This window comes from Pseudalkalibacillus hwajinpoensis, assembly GCF_039851965.1.
GTDB classification, from domain to species: Bacteria; Bacillota; Bacilli; order Bacillales; family Guptibacillaceae; genus Guptibacillus; species Guptibacillus hwajinpoensis_E.
Genome location: NZ_CP156674.1, coordinates 1,700,638 through 1,718,597 on the forward strand (window position 1 = coordinate 1,700,638; position 17,960 = coordinate 1,718,597).

Genomic DNA, 17,960 nt, shown 5'->3' on the forward strand with positions numbered 1-17,960 from the left:
GAGGAACATATGAATTCATTCGGTATCATGCAATATTCGTTCACACATGAGCAAACATATCTTAACAAACTTGGAGCAGCAGGTACTGAATCAGGATTCAAGGTCTATCGTTTTGTTCCCCACCAATCACCCGGAATTGAAATAGAAGGTTTGAAATACGACGAAAGATCACATACATGGCGAAAAGCCAATTTCCCAGTTCCGGAATTTATTTATGATCGTTGCTTCCATTCAAATTTCAGAAAAGCTCCTTCACTTCGATTTATTCACTGGTTAAAAAACAAAACACATGCATGCTTTCTAGGTTATGGTCTTTCAGGAAAATGGGCTGTTTACAAAGTATTACGAACCAATCCATTTGTTCGTGAGCACCTTCCATTAACAGCAAAACTACCCTTCCCTACAGCTCTAACTGTTTTAAAAGAGTGGTTACAAACGCATAAAGAATTCATTGTGAAGCCAATACATGGATCGCAAGGAAACGGCATCATTCTCATTACACAGGAACTTAGTGGGATCTCTGTTCAAATCAATCATAAAGGGAATGTCCTTCAACATACTTATGATACAACCAGTCATTTTCTTCAGCTTATTTCAGGAATAATAAAAAACCGCGAATACCTTATTCAGGAAAAACTTATACTGCTTGACCAGAACAGTAAACCCTTCGATCGAAGAGTGGTGATGATGAAGAATACAACAACAAGCTGGATTGAGCAAGGTCGCGCTATGCGTGTAGGACAAAAGCATTCGTTTGTTTCCAACTTGCATAGTGGAGGCTGCATTTTAAGCGATAAGGAACTAGCTTTATCTGCCACTGTTCTTTTAGCAGCAGATGAAAAAATAACCAAGCTTTCTCAAGTCATTGCTACAGAGCTCGAGAAATCTTTCCCGCCATTATTCGAACTCGGACTCGATTTTGGGATCGATCATTCAGGTAAAGTCTGGTTACTTGAAGCAAACTCCAAGCCGGGCCACAGGATTATTCAAAACCAGACCCTGTATCCCCGTTTACCATTTCAGTACTGCCGATCCCTCTTAAATGAGAAAGAAGGAGTTGAGGAAATATGACAACATTTCTTTTAAAAAAGGATTCATCTTCTTCGGGAACTTTTTATGTTCCATCTGCTCAATTTAAACGCTGGGTCGAACATGTCTCTTTTCCAAATCATGTTTGTTTCGGATCGAGGAGGTCTTTTTGTACCGTTTCCCCTCACCCAGAAAACAAAGAAGAATATTTGCTATCGGAGGACCTGTGGAAGGTGCTTGGGATACCTGAAGAACTCCAGGTCCACATGTTTGAACGTGGCAATTCACTTCACATCGGACCTCTTATCGGTATTTTCACAGCTGGATTCACTAAAGATACGATTAGACCAATCGGTGAGCGAAGTATGTATTTTGCAAGACTACTTTCAGCTTCAGCAAAGTGTGGGGCTTTTGGCTTTGTTTTTGGTGCGCACCAGATCAATTGGAAAACAGGGATCATAAAAGGGCTAATGTATAACAAAAGAGGCTGGCATAGGGTAACGGTTCCCATGCCTGACGTGGTTTATGACCGGCTCCCAAACCGGAGCTCAGAAGCGATCGAACAGGTATCTACTACGATGCAGAAACTTCAGTCCCAATACTTCACACCATGGTTTAATCCAGGTTTCTTTGACAAATGGACGATGTTCCAGAAGCTTAGTGGTGTTACATCCGTTAAAAAATACTTACCAGAAACCGTATTGGCTCCCAAGACAAGCGTTCTTTCACGTATGCTTAACGATTATGAGCAAGTATTTATTAAACCAGCGAACGGCAGCCTTGGTCTTGGTATTCAACAGATTCTAAAGCCGGCAAACGAAAAGTTCTACTATTGCAGATTCCGCACTGAGAAAGAAAATCGCCTTCGAAGATACTCTTCCCTTTCTCGGCTTATCAAAATGCAATACCCGAATGGAATAAGCGGTTTAATCGTGCAACAGGGAATTGATCTTCATCGCATCAATCAAAGGCCGATGGATTATCGGGTTCATACAAACAAAAACAAAGATGGTAAATGGGAAGTTAGCGCAATCGCTGCAAAAATAGCAGGTGCCGGCAGTTTAACGACACACATGGCCTCAAGTGGAACAGTCAAAACGATAAGTGAGCTAGCTTCAGAATATGGTGTTTCCAAGCAAGTTGAAAGAAGTTTAATGGAAGCTGCATTGCAACTAAGTCGTGCAATCGATTTAAAAGTCCCTGGTTTCATCGGGGAAATTGGATTTGATTTAGGTATCACGAAAGAAGGAAGTGTTTTTCTATTCGAGGCAAATTCTAAGCCAGGTAGAGGGATTTTCGCTCATTCTAGATTGAAAGCTGAGGAAGCAAGAACACGGCTTCTCCCAATGGAATATGCTATATATCTCGCGAAAACGGCCATTGAAAAGCAGTTGGTTACACCAGTATGATCGATCTTATGTATTGTTCTGAATCCAATAGATGGTATCAGAAAAGTACTTATCGCTATCTCTACTGGGGGAAAGATCAAAAACGCCTCTATCCCCCACCCTCTTCTTTTTCTACGAAGAGAGTTATTCAAATCGAATCAGCTAAAAACTCAATTCGACCGCTAGTGGGCATTATTGCAGGAACGAATCCATTTCATCACTTTAGTGGAAATGCTTCGATCTTTAAAGACATACAAAGGGAAATAACAAATCACGGCGGACTATCCTATGTTTTCACCCCGGGTGATGTCTATCGAACACATATTCAAGGTTACCTTTACGATGAGGATACGAAAAAATGGACAGGTTATCACTTTCCCTACCCAAATGTGATCTATAATCGAATCCCTGACCGAGAAGAAGAACTGACAAATATGGTTTCTTCCCTTTTTGCTTTATTTAAGCAAAAAGATATTCCCTTCTTTAATCGTTCATTCTTTCAAAAACTAGATATCTTTTCATACCTTTCTAGTCATGAATACTTGACTCTTCATATCCCTGAGACTATCGAGTTAACCATCGAAAATCTTGATCCATTGCTTCATAAATTTCCATCCGTGTTTTGCAAACCATCTTCGGGTAGTAAAGGCAGAGGGATTTTCAGGGTAAAGAAACTTCCCACCGGCTACCAATATGAAGATCATGAAATGACACGTTATTTTTCTTCCATTACTGCATTACACACTCACATTGCTCCGTTTCTACATGAGAAATATTTAGTGCAAAAGGAAATCCAACTTTCCACTTACAATAATCATCCCTATGATTTTAGAATCATGCTTCAAAAGCCGTTAAATTACTGGACGGTAACCGGAATCGGAATTCGTGTAGGCTTTGATAATAGCCTCACCACCCATGTCCCAAGAGGTGGCAGAATCGTTGCTTTTCATAAGCTTGCTGATGAGAAAGATTCTCTAATTCTTACAAAGATCGCGATTTTGGCTGCTGAAGTTATTGAAGAAAGAGAAGATATCAAAGAATGTTCAATGGATATCGGGAAGGACACAGATGGGCACTTCTGGATCTTTGAAGCAAATTCAAAGCCAATGAGATTTGACGAACCAGCTATTCACAGGGAGTATATTCAATCTCTCATCAGTACCTTTCGAACCTTTTCAGCATTCTAACCGCTTATGGTATGATAATGGAAAAAGATGTTTGGGGGGAGTTAGATGATTTCACATTTTCAATATAAATCTGTCGGGTCGAAAGTTCGAAAACCAAAATGGGAAATCTCATTCTTTTATCGTGGAGCATACTATCGCGCTTTATATCTTCATACTGGAGAATTTGAATGGTTTGATCCTTCCCCACCTGAGGATGAAAAGAAAAAAATTCAATCCCAGCTTCACGAACTGATGCTTTTCCACATTTATGAGAAACAGGATTCATAATTAAGCATCCTCCTTCGCATACTAACCCTATCCAACTAAACAGGGAGTTGAAGGATATGCCTCAAAACAAAACTGATTCTATGCATGAGGGCCGAGATAAGTTTGATATGGATATCGATCGCATGGTTAACGAGGGAATGGCTGGTGGCGCTGTGCATCAGAGCTACAAACAGGCCCAAATTGAAGAAGCGATACCTGTCATGAAACAAGAGCCACCTCACCATTGTGAGCCCGATCGTACTCCTAAAGACCGCTCATAGTTTTATCATTAAATGATTTTTGCTTTTACTTAACCAACCTGTGAACCTCTGGCATAACCCCAGAGGTTCTTTCTTATTTCCCATACCTGTTAAGTTGATTGCCGTGTTACGTTATACTAAATAGTAATAGGTCAATTAGGAGGGTCCCCAGGTGAATGCAGAACTAGCTGAACTATATGGAAACGACTTTGCAATGACATCCGATAAACCGGACCAGTTCTACTGGTATAGAACACAAGACGGTGAACGTTTTGGAATCCGGAAGACACGTTTAACAACAAGAGAGAAAGATCTTCTAAACGCCCTTTTCCCTTCTATAAAACTTGAACACGAATGGTTAAATCCTCTCCAAAAGAAATGGTCATCTTTATTATTTCATAATAATCACGACGTTGATCTAAAAGTAAAAGGACCGGTTCGCTACATACACTTTTATTTACAAGAGACTCCTTCAGATATGATCAATTTTACAGAAGCCATGACCGGTCTATTTTCTGAAGACGCAGTCCTTTTATTTGAGAATGATAAAGAAGGACTTCTCATTCAGCTAGAAACTTTCGATGAACACATCGCTGATGAACTTGAACAGGTGGCAGCAGCACTGACAGCCGACTTCTTCACGGGTATGTCCCTTTTTATCGGGCAAACCATGTATCAAACTGATCAAAACGATTTCACGCGTACCTATTCAGCTGAAAAGAAATGGTTCTTTGCAGGACTTGAGCTCATGCCATCTCAAATGGTATTCACTCATCAGGATGTTATTCCCGCTATTCTATTTAATGAAGCAAGTAAAGACACGATTAATTATTTAATTAAGCTCATCGAACCTGTAAAGGAAGAAGACGAGCTGTTAAAAAGCATTCGGGTTTACCTCGAGTCCAACCTAAACATCACCCTTGCCGCGAAACAATTATATGTCCATCGAAACAGTCTCCAATATCGGGTTGATAAATTTATAGAAAAAACAGGTATTGATGTGAAAAGCTTTAAAGGAGCTGTCATGGTCTACTTATCACTTCTTGCACAGGAGCTAAGGAGATAATTCCCAGCTTCTGTGTTTTCAATTTCTGAGGAAATTCACCAAAAAAAGATGAATTCGTTCAAAATGCACAAAATGCCTGTCTATTTTTGTGCACGCTTCCAATTTACGATAGCGTTTTCATAGAGTAGACTTAGAACTATCAAAAGGAGTTCATTTCATAGGAGGCTTTAAAATGTCAGAGATTACACTCAATCACATTTACAAAAGATACGATAACAAGTTTGAAGCAGTAAAAGATTTTAATCTGGATATTAAAGATAAAGAATTTATCGTATTTGTAGGTCCTTCCGGTTGCGGTAAATCAACGACTCTTCGAATGATTGCCGGTCTTGAAGATATTTCTGACGGTGATCTTGTTATTGGAGACCGTCGTGTGAATGATGTAGCCCCAAAAGACCGCGATATCGCAATGGTTTTCCAGAACTACGCTCTTTACCCCCACATGAATGTTTACGATAACATGGCTTTCGGGCTTAAGCTTCGTAAATTCGACAAGAAAGAAATCGAACGTCGCGTAACGGATGCTGCTCGTATCCTTGGTCTTGAAAGTCTTCTTGACCGCAAACCAAAAGCACTTTCTGGTGGTCAGCGTCAGCGTGTTGCACTTGGTCGTGCCATTGTTCGTGATCCACAGGTATTCTTGATGGATGAGCCACTTTCTAACCTTGACGCAAAACTACGTGTTCAAATGCGTGCTGAAATTTCCAAACTGCACCAGCGTCTGCAAACAACAACAATTTACGTTACACATGACCAGACTGAAGCAATGACGATGGCTACAAGAATTGTTATTATGAAAGACGGTGTCATCCAGCAGGTTGGCTCACCGAAAGAAGTATACGATGCACCTGATAACATCTTCGTTGGTGGATTTATCGGATCTCCTGCTATGAACTTCTTCCGTGGTACGCTTGAGGATGGCTATTTCAAAATGGAAGACGTTAAAGTAAAAGTTCCTGAAGGTAAGATGAAAACTCTTCGCGAGAACGGATTCTTAAATAAAGAGCTTATGCTCGGTATTCGTCCTGAAGATATCCATGATGAGCCTGTCTTTATTGAAGCCTCTCAAGATACAAGAGTGAACGCAGTGATTGACGTTGCAGAATTAATGGGTGCAGAAACATACCTTTACTCTAAAGTAGCTGATCAAGATTTCGTAGCACGTGTTGATTCCCGTACTGATATCCATAACGGTCAGGACATCAATCTCGCTTTTGATATGAATAAATGTCATTTCTTTGATACAGAATCTGAACTTCGCATTCGTTAATTAATAAAAGCACGTTCTCCTCACCGAGAACATGCTTTTTTGTTTGGAACCCTGCATGAACGACTCCTAACTCGTCAATAATGTTTCTTAATTGACTTTCAGGCCAATGCTCACTACAATAAACCTATAATTCACATCAAACTTGTAGGAATTAAAGGAGGACTTATCTTGAATAAGAAATGGATGCTGGGGTTGTTATTTGTTATAGCACTGAGTGTGCTTTCAGCATGCGGCGGTAATGAAGATACAGAGAACGCTGGGGAAAGCTCAGATGAAAAAGAAACGCTTTTAATTGGAACGGAAGCAACATATCCGCCATTTAGCTATCGCGATGATAATAATGAAATTACAGGGTATGACGTTGAAGTAGCCCGCGAAGTAGCAAATCGCATTGGGATGGAAGCGGAATTTAAAGCGATCGAATGGAAAGGACTTCTTTCTTCTCTTGAAACAGAGCGAATTGATATGGTTGCTAACCAGGTAACCATTACAGATGAACGCAAAGAAAAATTTGATTTCACAACACCATATACCTATTCAGGTGGTCAAGTTATCGTAAACAAAAATAATAATGACATCAAGGGAATAGACGATCTTAAAGGAAAGACAGTCGGCACAACTCAGGGTAGTAACTATGAAAAAGCTGCCAAAGACGCAGGTGCAAAAACTAAAATTTATTCAGGCGCCAATCAGGCACTTACTGATTTGAGCAACGATCGTAACATTGATGCTGCCATGAATGACCGCCTATTCATTCTAACTGAACTTCCTAAAACTGATTACAACGTAAAAGGTGTCGGTGAAACATTCAACACAACAAAAATGGGCTTTGCTTTGCCAAAAGGTAACGAAGAGTTAATAGAGAAAATGAATGGTGCACTAAAGGAAATGAAGGAAGATGGTACGCTTGCTGAAATTTCAAAGAAGTATTTTGATGGAGAGAATGTAAGTGAGTGAAACTATTGATGTCCTTATTAATTCTTTGCCCTTTCTCCTTGAAGGGGCAAAGAATACTCTTCTTCTAAGCTTTTTCTCCATCTTTGGTGCCTTAATGGTTGGTCTCGTCATTGCTTTGTTACGAATTTCAAAAAGCAAAATCGCAATCGGATTAGCAAAGCTGTACGTCTCATTCTTTAGAGGGACACCGCTTCTTATTCAATTATTTATTTTGTATTATGGCCTTGTCTCAGTCGATATTCAACTATCAGCATGGCAGGCTGCTTATACAGGACTTATATTACATTTTGGGGCCTATATTTCAGAATCATTTCGAGCTGCAATCCTTTCCCTTTCAAAAGGACAATGGGAAGCTGCAATGTCTCTCGGTATGAAAAAATCGTTAATTTATAAAGAAGTCATATTGCCGCAAGCATGGAGAAGAGCGATTCCCCCAGTATGGAATTCTCTAATCGATATTGTGAAAGCTTCATCACTTGCTTCTGTACTTACAATATCCGAATTAACCTATAATGCAGACCAAATTGCTGCGTCTAGCTATGAAGTGCTACCTATCTTATTAACAGCTGCGCTAATTTATTGGTTCTTTACAACAATTCTTAACATCATCCAAAGTTTTTTGGAAAAAAAGTTATATATTCCATCATCATGAAAAGAGCTGCATATAAGTTTGCAGCTCTTTTTCTATGTCATCCACTCTTCGATCAAATAAACATTACTCATCCCACAAGTAGGGCATGCTAAAAGATGTGGGCATTCATAGGAGTCAGTTTGGTATCCGTCTGTCTTCTTTAATCCCTCAATAGCAATGTATGGGCTATAATCATCGTAATAGTCGGCTTCCCTACCCTGATCCTTCAAACGCGAGGATTCGCACACAGGACATGCCATCTCAATTGCGGCAAAGCTATTACACAGTGGACATTCAAAAGCCATACACGGTTCTCCTTTGCATTATGTACTACTCACATAAGAAGGGATGGACTCGTCCATCCCTTACAGCCATGGTATATAATTATTGTTGTTGGTAACCGCCAAGCTGTTGTTCAGCCATTTGAACCAAACGTTTAGTGATTTCTCCACCAACAGATCCGTTAGCGCGAGAAGTTGAGTCCGGACCAAGTTGCACTCCGAATTCAGTAGCGATTTCATACTTCATCTGGTCGATAGCTTGAGCCACACCAGGTACTACAAGGTTGTTAGAGCTTCCTTGTCTGTTTTGTTGAGCCATGTCAATCACCTCCTTTGTACAACTAGTTTGTGAAATCTCAAATATTATATACCAAAAACATTTGGTAATTATAGCCACGAAAAGCGAAGACGAGCGTTTTAGAAACGGAGATATATTGGAACTCTTGAACTGAAACACGCTTTCTATGTTTCGGTGAAAGAGTGAAATATCGGAGTGTCTGCGAGTAGTAGCTGGATCTCATGAAAAGCAGAAGTGGCCGTTTAGACCCGTCAGACACTGGAACCTTCCAAATTGAACACGTTCTTTGTGTTCGAGTTGGAAGGTGAAGTGACCGAGTGTCTGGCCACTGCAGCTGGATCTCACGAAAAGCGAAGACGAGCGTTTAGAAACGGAGATATTGAAACTCTTGAACACGCTTTCTGTGTTTCGGGGAAAGAGTGAAATATCGGAGTTTCTGCGAGTAGTAGGCGCTGGAGCCTTATGAATAACTAAGAAGGCAAATAAAAAAAGCAAGAGGAACATCTCCCCTTGCTTCAGCCTATAATCACTCGTTCAGTTGGATAATGGTATCGTTCACGAAGAACGGTTCCTCGAATTAGGAAAAGAAATGAAAGAATTCCAATCCGTCCGATGAACATAAGACAAATAATAATAATTTTTGCAAAAGTACTTAATCCTGGAGTTATTCCCATGGAAAGTCCTGTAGTACCGAAAGCAGATGTAACTTCAAAGATGATTGCTACAATTGGAAATGGTTCTGAAATTGAAAGTATAATAATCGCTGCCCCACAAACCATTGAAGCAACGCTAAATACAACAAATGCTTTATGAATATCTTCTGGATGAAGTTCTCTTCCAAATATTTTAATAGAAGAAGCGCCTTTGGCAAAAAAGAAAATTGCCAGTAAGACAATTGCAAAGGTGGTGGTTCGAACTCCACCACCTACACTACTTGGAGATGCTCCAACGAACATTAAAGCTGACAACATCAGCTGTGTAGGTTCCTGAAATTGATTTACATCCATTGTAGACAAACCAGCACTACGAGTCGTTACAGATTGAAAAACAGAATAGAACAAGGTTTCATGCCATGATTTATCACGGAAGAAATTATTTGCCTCAAAAGCCCATATTAGAAATGCACCGGCCACGACTAGAACAAAAAAAGTCATTGTAGTTAGCTTCGTAAATAACGAAAATCTATATTTAACATCATTTTGGTTTGAAAACAAGAAATTCTTCACTTCTATTAAAACCGGGAAACCAATCGCTCCTGTAACAATAAGTATAATATGAATAAATTGAATAAAGTAATCACCTGCAAAAGGCTGCAGAGATTGACCAGTAATATCAAAACCAGCATTGGTAGTCGCACTCACAGAAGCAAAGAACCCCTGAAGAAAGGCCTCCTGCCATGTTTCAAAAAAACGAAGATAATAAGTGCCCAGTATAAGTGCCCCTATTGCTTCCACAAGGAAAATAAGAGCAATAATCTGTTTCATCAGTTGAACAAGACCTGAAAGCGTTGACTGATTTTGATCAGTCATAATAAGCTGTCGTTCTTTGAGCCCTATTTTTTTCCCCATCACCAACCAAACAAAAGTTCCAAGCGTCATAATGCCAATTCCGCCAAACTGAAGGACGAAAGCAATAATAAACGTACCTGTAACATTAAATGTATCAGAAGTTGAAAACACAGTGAGGCCAGTTACACTAACAGCACTCACTGCTGTAAATAGTGCATCAATAAAGGATATCTCTATGCCAGGCTGATGAGCAATAGGCAAACTTATTAATATAGTCGATATTGTCACTGCTACTAAATAAAATAAAACAATTAACTGTACAGAGGTTAATCGTATACGTCGAAAACGAGATCTTAACAAAGCATCCACTGCCTTTTCATATAGAATGAAACTTCCATCAGAGCGGGATTTAACCCCTCTTATCGTTAGCTGAACCAATCGGCCCTTTAGGGGCAGTTGACCCCCACCAAAACGTTAATTGATCTACGTTTGGTGGGGGTTTTACTGCCCTTAGGGGTGGGATAATCACATTCCCTATCTTAACCCATATAAGCTATCTGTCAATGTCTTTTCCTATACCCTCCATTATTGAGAATCTTCACATGTTCTATTCCTTATTCCATTTATAGATTAATGAAAGCATCTCTGTATAAGAAGGGATGTCCTCTCTGCCTCCCAAAAGACTACCCCTGAAAAATGTGCAAACAAAAAAGAGCCGTATTTAAGCAGCTCTTTAATTCTTCTTGATATTTTTACCGTTTCATATAGTGTACAAACCTCTTAGTACGAGCGCTGTTTACCCCGATTGATCAGGGCATTAATTTCACATTGGTATACCTTCGCTTCTTTTGGTCCGATTGCTTCTCCAAGACTGGATTGTAAATCCGCAAGCCGTTTTTGTTCTTCTTCAGTCAGATAAGCAGGAGACGGGCTCATAACTCCCTTCACCATTGAAACCTTGTCACCCGAACCCTCATCATTTACTTGATAAGATTGAATGTTCTCCCCCTCAAGCTTTGTATTACTTTGCTCAATTATCTGGTCCGTCTTTTGGTCAATGTAGCGTTTTAAAAAGGCACTGCTACCAAAACCAGTCAGCATAGAGATGTACAATAAATACTGAGCAGAAGCTGTTTCAACAAACAAAAGAGTAGTTAGGACTCCACCAATTGCTCCAACAAAAGGTTCTTTGACTGACCCTATACTATAATGTACCGTATGACTCTCTCGGTTAACCACTTTTCGCCAAGGCTGAAACTCACCCGATATGAGAATATTACCAATGCCACCAAGTGCCCCAGCAGCGGCAACGAACAGAACATAACGCCAAAAATCAGTCATTAATTCAGTTGCCATCTCCATCTTCTACAAATAGCGACGATGCATTTTCTTGCCGTCATAGGAAAATAAGACTTCTTTATCTTCCACCTTCGTTTCCATGTGTACAGGGCGGCCCCATAGCTGATGAATATACGGAAGAACACGCTCAAGATATTGAAGGTCAAGCTCAGTGTCCTCAAAAGAATGATGAACGTACATCTCTCCTGCCTTCATATAGTTTCCATCGGTTACTGTTAAGTATGGGAAACCTCCGTTCACTCTCATCGTAACCAATTGATCTCGTATATGCTCCCACTCTTTATCCACAATTTTATAGTCCCTGCCTTTTTTCTGAAATAAGTATAAATCCTCCTTATAAACAAGGTCTTTTGTTAGATAGTTACGGATAAAAGAAATATCTGCTTCCACTTCACGAACTTCAAACATCTTCTCCCGTCCACTACCAGACTCTACACCTCTTTGCTTCATGTCCATTGTGGGATTATCATAAACTTCTTCAATGTGTTCAAAAATCTTCAAACCAAGGTAATAAGGATTAATTCTCGTTCTAGAAGGCTGAACAACATTTGCGTTAAGAGACGCAAATTCAATCGACTCCTCAGTTGTTAAATCCATTTCACGAAGAATACGTTGATGCCAATAACTCGCCCATCCCTCGTTCATAATTTTCGTTTCCAGTTGAGGCCAGAAATAAAGCATTTCTTCACGCATCATCGTCATGATATCTCGCTGCCAGTCTTCAAGCTCACTGCTATATTCCTGTATGAAAAGGAGAAGGTCCTTTTCGGGATGAGGTGGAAATTTCTTTTTTTTCTTCGGTTCTGGCTCGTCCTCCTTCCCCTCTTTATCAAGCTCCCATAAATCGTGATATGGCGAGCCACCTCTTACTCTAGTCGTTTCTTCCTCCTGCAGGTTATACGTCAGCCTTGGTCTCATTATAGAAGGGTCAATATGCTCCTGAATGGAAAGAACAGCATCGAGAAAGCTTTCTACCTCTGCTTTTCCATAATGGTGCTCATAATAAGAAATCCGCTCTGCAGTAGCCGTCATGCTTTCAACCATATCGCGTCTTGTATTTGAAAATCGAACATTATTTTTGAAGAAATCACAGTGAGCAAGTACATGAGCAATGATTAACTTGTTCTGAATAAGACTGTTCGTATCTAATAGAAACGCGTAACAAGGATCAGAGTTAATCACAAGCTCATAAATTTTACTTAATCCCAGATCATATTGAAGCTTCATTTTATGAAATTGCTTTCCGAAACTCCAGTGAGAAAAACGTGTAGGCATACCATATGCACCGAAAGTATAAATAATATCTGCCGGACAAATTTCATAACGCATCGGATAGAAATCTAGCCCGAACCCTTTCGCTATTTCTGTAATCTCTTCAATAGCGTAAAATATTTCTTTCTCTGTCGTCATGTCATTCCCTCCTAATGAATTGCTTACTAATATGTATGAGCGGACAAGTAGGTTCATGAGTGAGGGATAAAAACAAACAGTATCAAATTAAATAATCTACATTATTCATCAAAATGTATTGAAAATTCTATCAATAGGCGTATAATCAAAATTAAATTTCTAAGGATGTGATGATTTGAGACTGCTTGAAAACGCGAGTCGATTTGCAGGAAATACTTTTGCAGTATGGGTTCTTCTCTTCGCTGTACTTGGCTTTTTATTTCCTGAAGGATTCACTTGGATTACTTCTTATATAACGATTTTGCTAGGAATTATTATGTTCGGCATGGGCATGACTCTCTCCGGTAGTGATTTTAAAGAAGTCGTTAAACAACCGAAGAGCGTGGCGATTGGCGTAGCTGCCCAATTTATTGTGATGCCACTACTTGCATATGGACTGGCAGTTGCTTTTCAATTACCTGCTGAAATAGCTGTAGGGGTTATTCTTGTTGGTTGTTGTCCCGGCGGCACAGCCTCTAACGTTATTACGTTTCTTGCAAAAGGAAACACCGCCTTATCCGTTGCCATTACAGCTGTTTCTACCTTGTTAGCGCCACTCCTAACGCCAGCACTTGTTTTATTGTTCGCAAGCCAGTGGCTTCCCGTATCTGCAGGGGATCTCTTCCTTTCCATTCTACAAATGGTCGTGATTCCAATTACACTCGGCGTGATTGTTAAGATGGTATTTAAGGAGAAAGTAGCAAAAAGTGTCACAGCCCTACCACTTATTTCAGTTATCTCCATTGTAGCGATTGTCGCAGCTGTAGTTGGGGCGAGTAAAGATCGCATTGCTGAGACAGGACTTCTAATCTTTTCTATTGTCATCCTCCATAATTTACTTGGACTTGTCATTGGCTACTGGCTGGCAAAGGTACTTCGTCTAAACGCATCCGATCAACGTGCCATCTCAATTGAGGTAGGCATGCAGAATTCGGGCCTAGGTGCTGCTCTTGCAGCAGCTCATTTTAATCCGATCGCTGCCGTACCGAGTGCCATCTTTAGCGTATGGCATAATATTTCAGGGCCAATTCTTGCAACAATTTGGAGTAAAACCAGCGAGCCTACACAAAAAAGAGAACCGAAAAGAAAAAGTGCATAGAAAAAGGCAGGTCTCTCATCAGAGGACCTGCCTTTTTATTAACTATACATTTTTTCTTCTTTATTAGATGGCATATTTTCAACATGAAGTGTTTGCGTAGGGAAAGCAAACGAGACGTTCTCTTCTTCAAGAATCCTCATGATTTTAAAGTTTACATCCTGCTTTACGTTCAAGAAGTCTCCCCACGTGGTCGTATTCGTAAAGAAATACAAAAAGATGTCAAGGCTACTTTGATTAAACTCGTCAAACGAAACAAAGATCGTTTCTGGATGAATCTCTTCATGGTCCCGAAGCATTCTCTCAATTCGATTAATACATGTTTCTAGTCGATCGGAAGACGTATCATATGTGACGCCAAGATGAAAGGTGATTTGACGCTTGCCCATCTTAGACCAGTTTGTAATGTTTTCATTAGCTAGCCTTGCATTCGGCACCGTCACAAGCGCTTGAGCGAATGTACGGATCTTTGTACTTCTAAATGTGATATCTTCTACAACACCTTCAACACTTGGCGTCTTAATCCATTCTCCAATCGAAAAAGGCTTCTCAGTAATGATCACGACGCCTCCAAAAAAGTTTTCGATTGTTTCTTTTGCAGCTAATGCAAAAGCAAGACCACCAAGCCCGAGTCCTGTGATGAATCCATTCACATCGTAGTTAAATTCCCCCGCAATGACACTGAACGTCATCGCTACAATTAAGAAGCGAATAGTCTTTGATAAGAACGGAATTAATAAAGAATCGATTTTTAAGTTATATTTATCGTTTACTGTATGGAAAAATAACGAAGAAGCCGATGAAAAATTATACAGCCCCCATGCAGCAAGGAAAATTAAGGCCGATCGTAAAATCTGAAGAAAAATGTCATTATGATGATTCCAGAATGGCACATACCGAACGGAAATATACAAACCTATAATGACAAAAAGCATTCGGACCGGTCTTTCAAATGCAAGGAAAAGATGAGTAAAAAACTCTGTAGAAGATTTTCTACTTAACTTAAGAAACAGATTAAAGATATACTTTGCGAATATTTTTCTCAAGATGAGAAAAATAAGAAAAATTCCAAGTGCAATACCCAATTGAATCCATGTTTCCTGACTACGTAATAACTCCATTACGCAATTTCCCCTTTGCAAAAATAAGTTATAACCATAAACATTCGTTGCTACTTCGCTCTATCTGACAGTCGTAATTAAGCTGCTTTTTTAATTTTCTTTTTCCTAACCGGGGACCATTGTGAAACTACGATAGCAGCAAATATCATTAAAACACCAATCCACTGCAAACGACCAATCGTTTCATTTAAAACAACAGCAGAAAGAAGAACTGCTGCCGGTAACTCCGAGGAGCTTAGAATCGTCCCCATACTTGATCCAATCTTTGGGACACCAATTGACATAAACAAAACAGGGAAAATATTTCCGAGAAGAGCTAGAAATAGACTATATAACAACCATTCTTCCGATACTCCATCTTGAACGAGGGAAAAGGGTGAAAATACGGTAAGAACAAGAATACCTGCCGTCGTCATCATAAACAAGCTTTTTTGAATAGCAGGTACTTCAGCAGACGTTCGTCCCATAACGAATATATATACAGCAAATGAAACAGCGGCAAGGAGCCCAAGTAAGACCCCGAGTGGGTCATACTGTAATACTCTACTTTCCATCATTCCACTTGCCAGGAACGTTCCTCCCAAAATGACAACAACAGAAAAAACCGTTCTTTTTTCAGGCCACTTTTTCATCGCCACAGAATCAATCACAATGCCGATCCAAGTAAATTGAAAAAGGAGAAGCACGGCGATAGAAGCAGGGAGCATTGATACTGAGAGCGTGTAAAAGATCGACACGCAGCCGATGGCAATCCCGCCGACTACCAGCAAGGTCAATTCTTTAAAGGCAGTTTTATTTTTTGAACAGAGTCCAAGCACTATTAATAAAATCCACCCAATAATAAACTGTCCCGCTAACAGCTCCCCAACTGTATAGCCGTTCGCAATTCCTATTTTCGTGATGGTGGAAAGAGACCCCACACAACATCCGGCTAACAAAACAAGTATCATGTACTTCCACTTCATATGTACACTCCTCATGGTTGTTTATAAAATTACTCACTAGAAGAACCAGTGAAATAAAAAAATCGCCCCCCATCGAATAATCGACGAAGGACGATGAAAATAAAAGGCTCGCCTTTTAGAAAAATCGTCATCCAGCATGGCAACTGGTTTTAGCACACTCTTTCTAAAGAATAATCTCAAAACACTTTACTGTCAATGAATCTTTTATCGATCCTTTCCATCACAAAATGCTTATAGCTGGGCCTGGCCCTTTGGCATTCAAACCGGTTACTAATAAGACTGAAAAATTCCGGTTGTAATTAAATAACCAACCAGGGCCCCGAGCACTATTGTGGTGATGATATAAGAGCTTTTTGATTTGAAATCAATTGCAACTCCATTATTTGGATCGTAAAACCAACTATACTGAACAAATCCAAGTATCAGAAATAAAATAATCCCGAATGCTAAATTTGTCACAGTATCCCCCCTAACTTGAACCTCTGTCTATGTATTACTTTTAACATAAAATCAATAGAAGTTCCCTAAAACGAACAATTTAGCGAATGATTGGATTGATACTCTTTATTCAATGGATGTTACAAGTTCAATCATTCGCTCTTTGCTCATTGGTCCGACTATTCTTTTCTTAATTATACCATTTTTGTCAATCAAATAGGTGGTAGGAATTGTAATAGCAGCAAACATTTCTGCCTGTTCCCCTTCCATGTCCATTAACACAGGAAAAGTAATTCCATACTGCCTAACAAAATCTTTAACGACCTTCGTAGATGATTCATCAGATGTAATGTTTACAGCGAGAATCTCTGTTTGATACTCGTTAGAGCTTTCACTATAGAATTCCTGCATATGTGGCATTTCAGCTCTACATGGAGGACACCAGGTTGCCCAAAAGTTAACGAATACGGTCTTACCCTTATAATCTGAAAGCTTCACTTCCATCCCTTCCAAAGAAGAAAGTGTGAAATTTGGAGCCTTATCCCCCACCTTAATACCCACCTCCACTAACTCAGAGGCTGTAGGTATCGTTTCTTTTTCGGCTTCTGTAGATTGTGTCATATTAGATGAAAATACACCGTAAGCGAAAAGGCAGATGAGAACAACTAACCCAATTATTGACCGTTTCAATATTCACTCCTCCTTGAAACTATATGAAGATTCATTAACGCTGCACTTCCGGAAACAATCAGGTAAATCCATTGCCATTCTGAAAGTCCAAGAACCATGGGGTTACCATAGACGTATTCCAGAATGATAAAAAGAATACCGCCCCAGACAGCGAAATCAAGAAATCTCCATTCTTTAGATTTCCAAATGAGTAGAAGACCAATAAGAATAGCATGCAAAAGAACCACCCAAATCGAGCCACTGTCTAACAACCATGCAAATACTCCTATTGTCGCTGCAGTCATTTCAAGAGCGGCAAATAACAAGAACATCATTACCCGTTGATTATTAGTCTTCCAGATTTTCCATACAGCATACCCGGTACTGAACAACAGAGCAATTATGAATCCTGTACTCCCTCCTGTAAAATACAAGAGGGACAATGGGGATGTTAGAACAAGAGAGAGATTCAATAGAATGAGACTTGCTTTCCAAGAAATGATAAATAAAAGGACAATCTCATAAGCAAGAGAAGATGCCAATGCCCTCTCACACCACTTTTTCTCGACGAAATAAATTATTAATAAAGTAAGAACTAGGGCGATCCCGATCCATAACCATTGCTCAGGAATCTTAACCTGTCCAAATCCCAACATGAGTTCGTTGCTCCTTTGCCCCATTTACTAAGACTGAAAGAATTCCTTCTTATACCAATATGGGTATTTAAAATAAGAAATAAAAA

20 protein-coding genes are annotated in these 17,960 nt (G+C 39.7%); 10 read left to right on the forward strand and 10 right to left on the reverse strand.

Annotated elements, in window-relative coordinates; translation table 11 throughout:
• Nucleotides 1-9 precede the first annotated feature (9 nt).
• The 9 genes from ABFG93_RS08735 to ABFG93_RS08775 all read left to right on the forward strand — a co-directional run bounded on the left by ABFG93_RS08735 (nucleotide 10) and on the right by ABFG93_RS08775 (nucleotide 8,055).
• On the forward strand, nucleotides 10-1,071 hold the full coding sequence (locus ABFG93_RS08735) for a YheC/YheD family protein (protein WP_347552394.1): 1,062 nt from the start codon (nucleotides 10-12) through the stop codon (nucleotides 1,069-1,071).
• The gene (locus ABFG93_RS08740) at nucleotides 1,068-2,438 is read left to right on the forward strand and encodes a YheC/YheD family protein (protein WP_347552396.1); all 1,371 of its coding nucleotides are present in this window, start codon (nucleotides 1,068-1,070) and stop codon (nucleotides 2,436-2,438) included. Before ABFG93_RS08735 ends, ABFG93_RS08740 begins: the two co-directional genes overlap by 4 nt.
• Nucleotides 2,435-3,604, forward strand: coding sequence for a YheC/YheD family protein (locus ABFG93_RS08745; RefSeq protein ID WP_347552398.1), 1,170 nt, complete (start codon nucleotides 2,435-2,437; stop codon nucleotides 3,602-3,604). Before ABFG93_RS08740 ends, ABFG93_RS08745 begins: the two co-directional genes overlap by 4 nt.
• 45 nt (nucleotides 3,605-3,649) lie before the next feature.
• On the forward strand, nucleotides 3,650-3,871 hold the full coding sequence (locus ABFG93_RS08750) for a DUF5342 family protein (RefSeq protein WP_347552400.1): 222 nt from the start codon (nucleotides 3,650-3,652) through the stop codon (nucleotides 3,869-3,871).
• 56 nt (nucleotides 3,872-3,927) lie between these two features.
• A complete protein-coding gene (locus ABFG93_RS08755; protein ID WP_347552402.1) occupies nucleotides 3,928-4,131 on the forward strand; it encodes a hypothetical protein in 204 nt (67 codons plus the stop codon).
• Nucleotides 4,132-4,282: 151 nt separating this feature from the next.
• The gene (locus ABFG93_RS08760) at nucleotides 4,283-5,176 is read left to right on the forward strand and encodes a PucR family transcriptional regulator (protein WP_347552404.1); all 894 of its coding nucleotides are present in this window, start codon (nucleotides 4,283-4,285) and stop codon (nucleotides 5,174-5,176) included.
• A gap of 172 nt (nucleotides 5,177-5,348) precedes the next feature.
• Nucleotides 5,349-6,446 carry an ABC transporter ATP-binding protein gene (locus tag ABFG93_RS08765; RefSeq protein ID WP_347552406.1) on the forward strand — a complete coding sequence of 366 codons (1,098 nt, stop codon included), beginning with the start codon at nucleotides 5,349-5,351 and terminating at the stop codon, nucleotides 6,444-6,446.
• Between the two features lie 168 nt (nucleotides 6,447-6,614).
• The gene (locus ABFG93_RS08770; RefSeq protein ID WP_347552408.1) at nucleotides 6,615-7,403 is read left to right on the forward strand and encodes a transporter substrate-binding domain-containing protein; all 789 of its coding nucleotides are present in this window, start codon (nucleotides 6,615-6,617) and stop codon (nucleotides 7,401-7,403) included.
• Nucleotides 7,396-8,055 (forward strand): amino acid ABC transporter permease, encoded by a 660-nt coding sequence (locus tag ABFG93_RS08775; protein ID WP_347552410.1) that lies wholly within the window; start codon nucleotides 7,396-7,398, stop codon nucleotides 8,053-8,055. The genes ABFG93_RS08770 and ABFG93_RS08775 overlap by 8 nt, the downstream gene beginning before the upstream one ends.
• Nucleotides 8,056-8,087: 32 nt before the next feature.
• Here ABFG93_RS08775 and ABFG93_RS08780 read toward each other — a convergent pair whose 3' ends face one another.
• The 5 genes from ABFG93_RS08780 to ABFG93_RS08800 form a co-directional block, all read right to left on the reverse strand.
• Nucleotides 8,088-8,339, reverse strand: a complete 252-nt coding sequence (locus ABFG93_RS08780) for a hypothetical protein (RefSeq protein ID WP_347552412.1) — start codon at nucleotides 8,337-8,339, stop codon at nucleotides 8,088-8,090.
• Nucleotides 8,340-8,418: 79 nt separating this feature from the next.
• A complete protein-coding gene (locus ABFG93_RS08785; protein ID WP_347552414.1) occupies nucleotides 8,419-8,634 on the reverse strand; it encodes an alpha/beta-type small acid-soluble spore protein in 216 nt (71 codons plus the stop codon).
• Between the two features lie 494 nt (nucleotides 8,635-9,128).
• Nucleotides 9,129-10,481 (reverse strand): TrkH family potassium uptake protein, encoded by a 1,353-nt coding sequence (locus ABFG93_RS08790; protein ID WP_431522065.1) that lies wholly within the window; start codon nucleotides 10,479-10,481, stop codon nucleotides 9,129-9,131.
• 420 nt (nucleotides 10,482-10,901) lie between these two features.
• Nucleotides 10,902-11,477: a hypothetical protein gene (locus tag ABFG93_RS08795; protein WP_347552416.1), complete on the reverse strand. Its 576-nt coding sequence runs from the start codon at nucleotides 11,475-11,477 to the stop codon at nucleotides 10,902-10,904.
• A 9-nt stretch (nucleotides 11,478-11,486) separates the two neighbouring features.
• Nucleotides 11,487-12,890 (reverse strand): SpoVR family protein, encoded by a 1,404-nt coding sequence (locus ABFG93_RS08800; RefSeq protein ID WP_347552417.1) that lies wholly within the window; start codon nucleotides 12,888-12,890, stop codon nucleotides 11,487-11,489.
• 175 nt (nucleotides 12,891-13,065) lie between these two features.
• Between ABFG93_RS08800 and ABFG93_RS08805 the strand changes: the two genes are divergently transcribed.
• The gene (locus ABFG93_RS08805) at nucleotides 13,066-14,028 is read left to right on the forward strand and encodes a bile acid:sodium symporter family protein (protein WP_347552419.1); all 963 of its coding nucleotides are present in this window, start codon (nucleotides 13,066-13,068) and stop codon (nucleotides 14,026-14,028) included.
• 38 nt (nucleotides 14,029-14,066) lie between these two features.
• On the opposite strand, the gene ABFG93_RS08810 is transcribed toward ABFG93_RS08805, so the two are convergent.
• From ABFG93_RS08810 to ABFG93_RS08830, 5 genes are all read right to left on the reverse strand, one after another.
• Complete coding sequence (locus tag ABFG93_RS08810) at nucleotides 14,067-15,146, reverse strand: mechanosensitive ion channel family protein (RefSeq protein WP_347552420.1); 1,080 nt, start codon at nucleotides 15,144-15,146, stop codon at nucleotides 14,067-14,069.
• 77 nt (nucleotides 15,147-15,223) lie between these two features.
• On the reverse strand, nucleotides 15,224-16,111 hold the full coding sequence (locus ABFG93_RS08815; protein ID WP_347552422.1) for an EamA family transporter: 888 nt from the start codon (nucleotides 16,109-16,111) through the stop codon (nucleotides 15,224-15,226).
• A 270-nt stretch (nucleotides 16,112-16,381) separates the two neighbouring features.
• A complete protein-coding gene (locus ABFG93_RS08820; RefSeq protein ID WP_347552424.1) occupies nucleotides 16,382-16,570 on the reverse strand; it encodes a hypothetical protein in 189 nt (62 codons plus the stop codon).
• Between the two features lie 105 nt (nucleotides 16,571-16,675).
• Nucleotides 16,676-17,239: a redoxin domain-containing protein gene (locus tag ABFG93_RS08825; RefSeq protein WP_347552426.1), complete on the reverse strand. Its 564-nt coding sequence runs from the start codon at nucleotides 17,237-17,239 to the stop codon at nucleotides 16,676-16,678.
• Nucleotides 17,236-17,874 (reverse strand): hypothetical protein, encoded by a 639-nt coding sequence (locus ABFG93_RS08830; protein ID WP_347552428.1) that lies wholly within the window; start codon nucleotides 17,872-17,874, stop codon nucleotides 17,236-17,238. The genes ABFG93_RS08825 and ABFG93_RS08830 overlap by 4 nt, the downstream gene beginning before the upstream one ends.
• Nucleotides 17,875-17,960 lie beyond the last annotated feature (86 nt).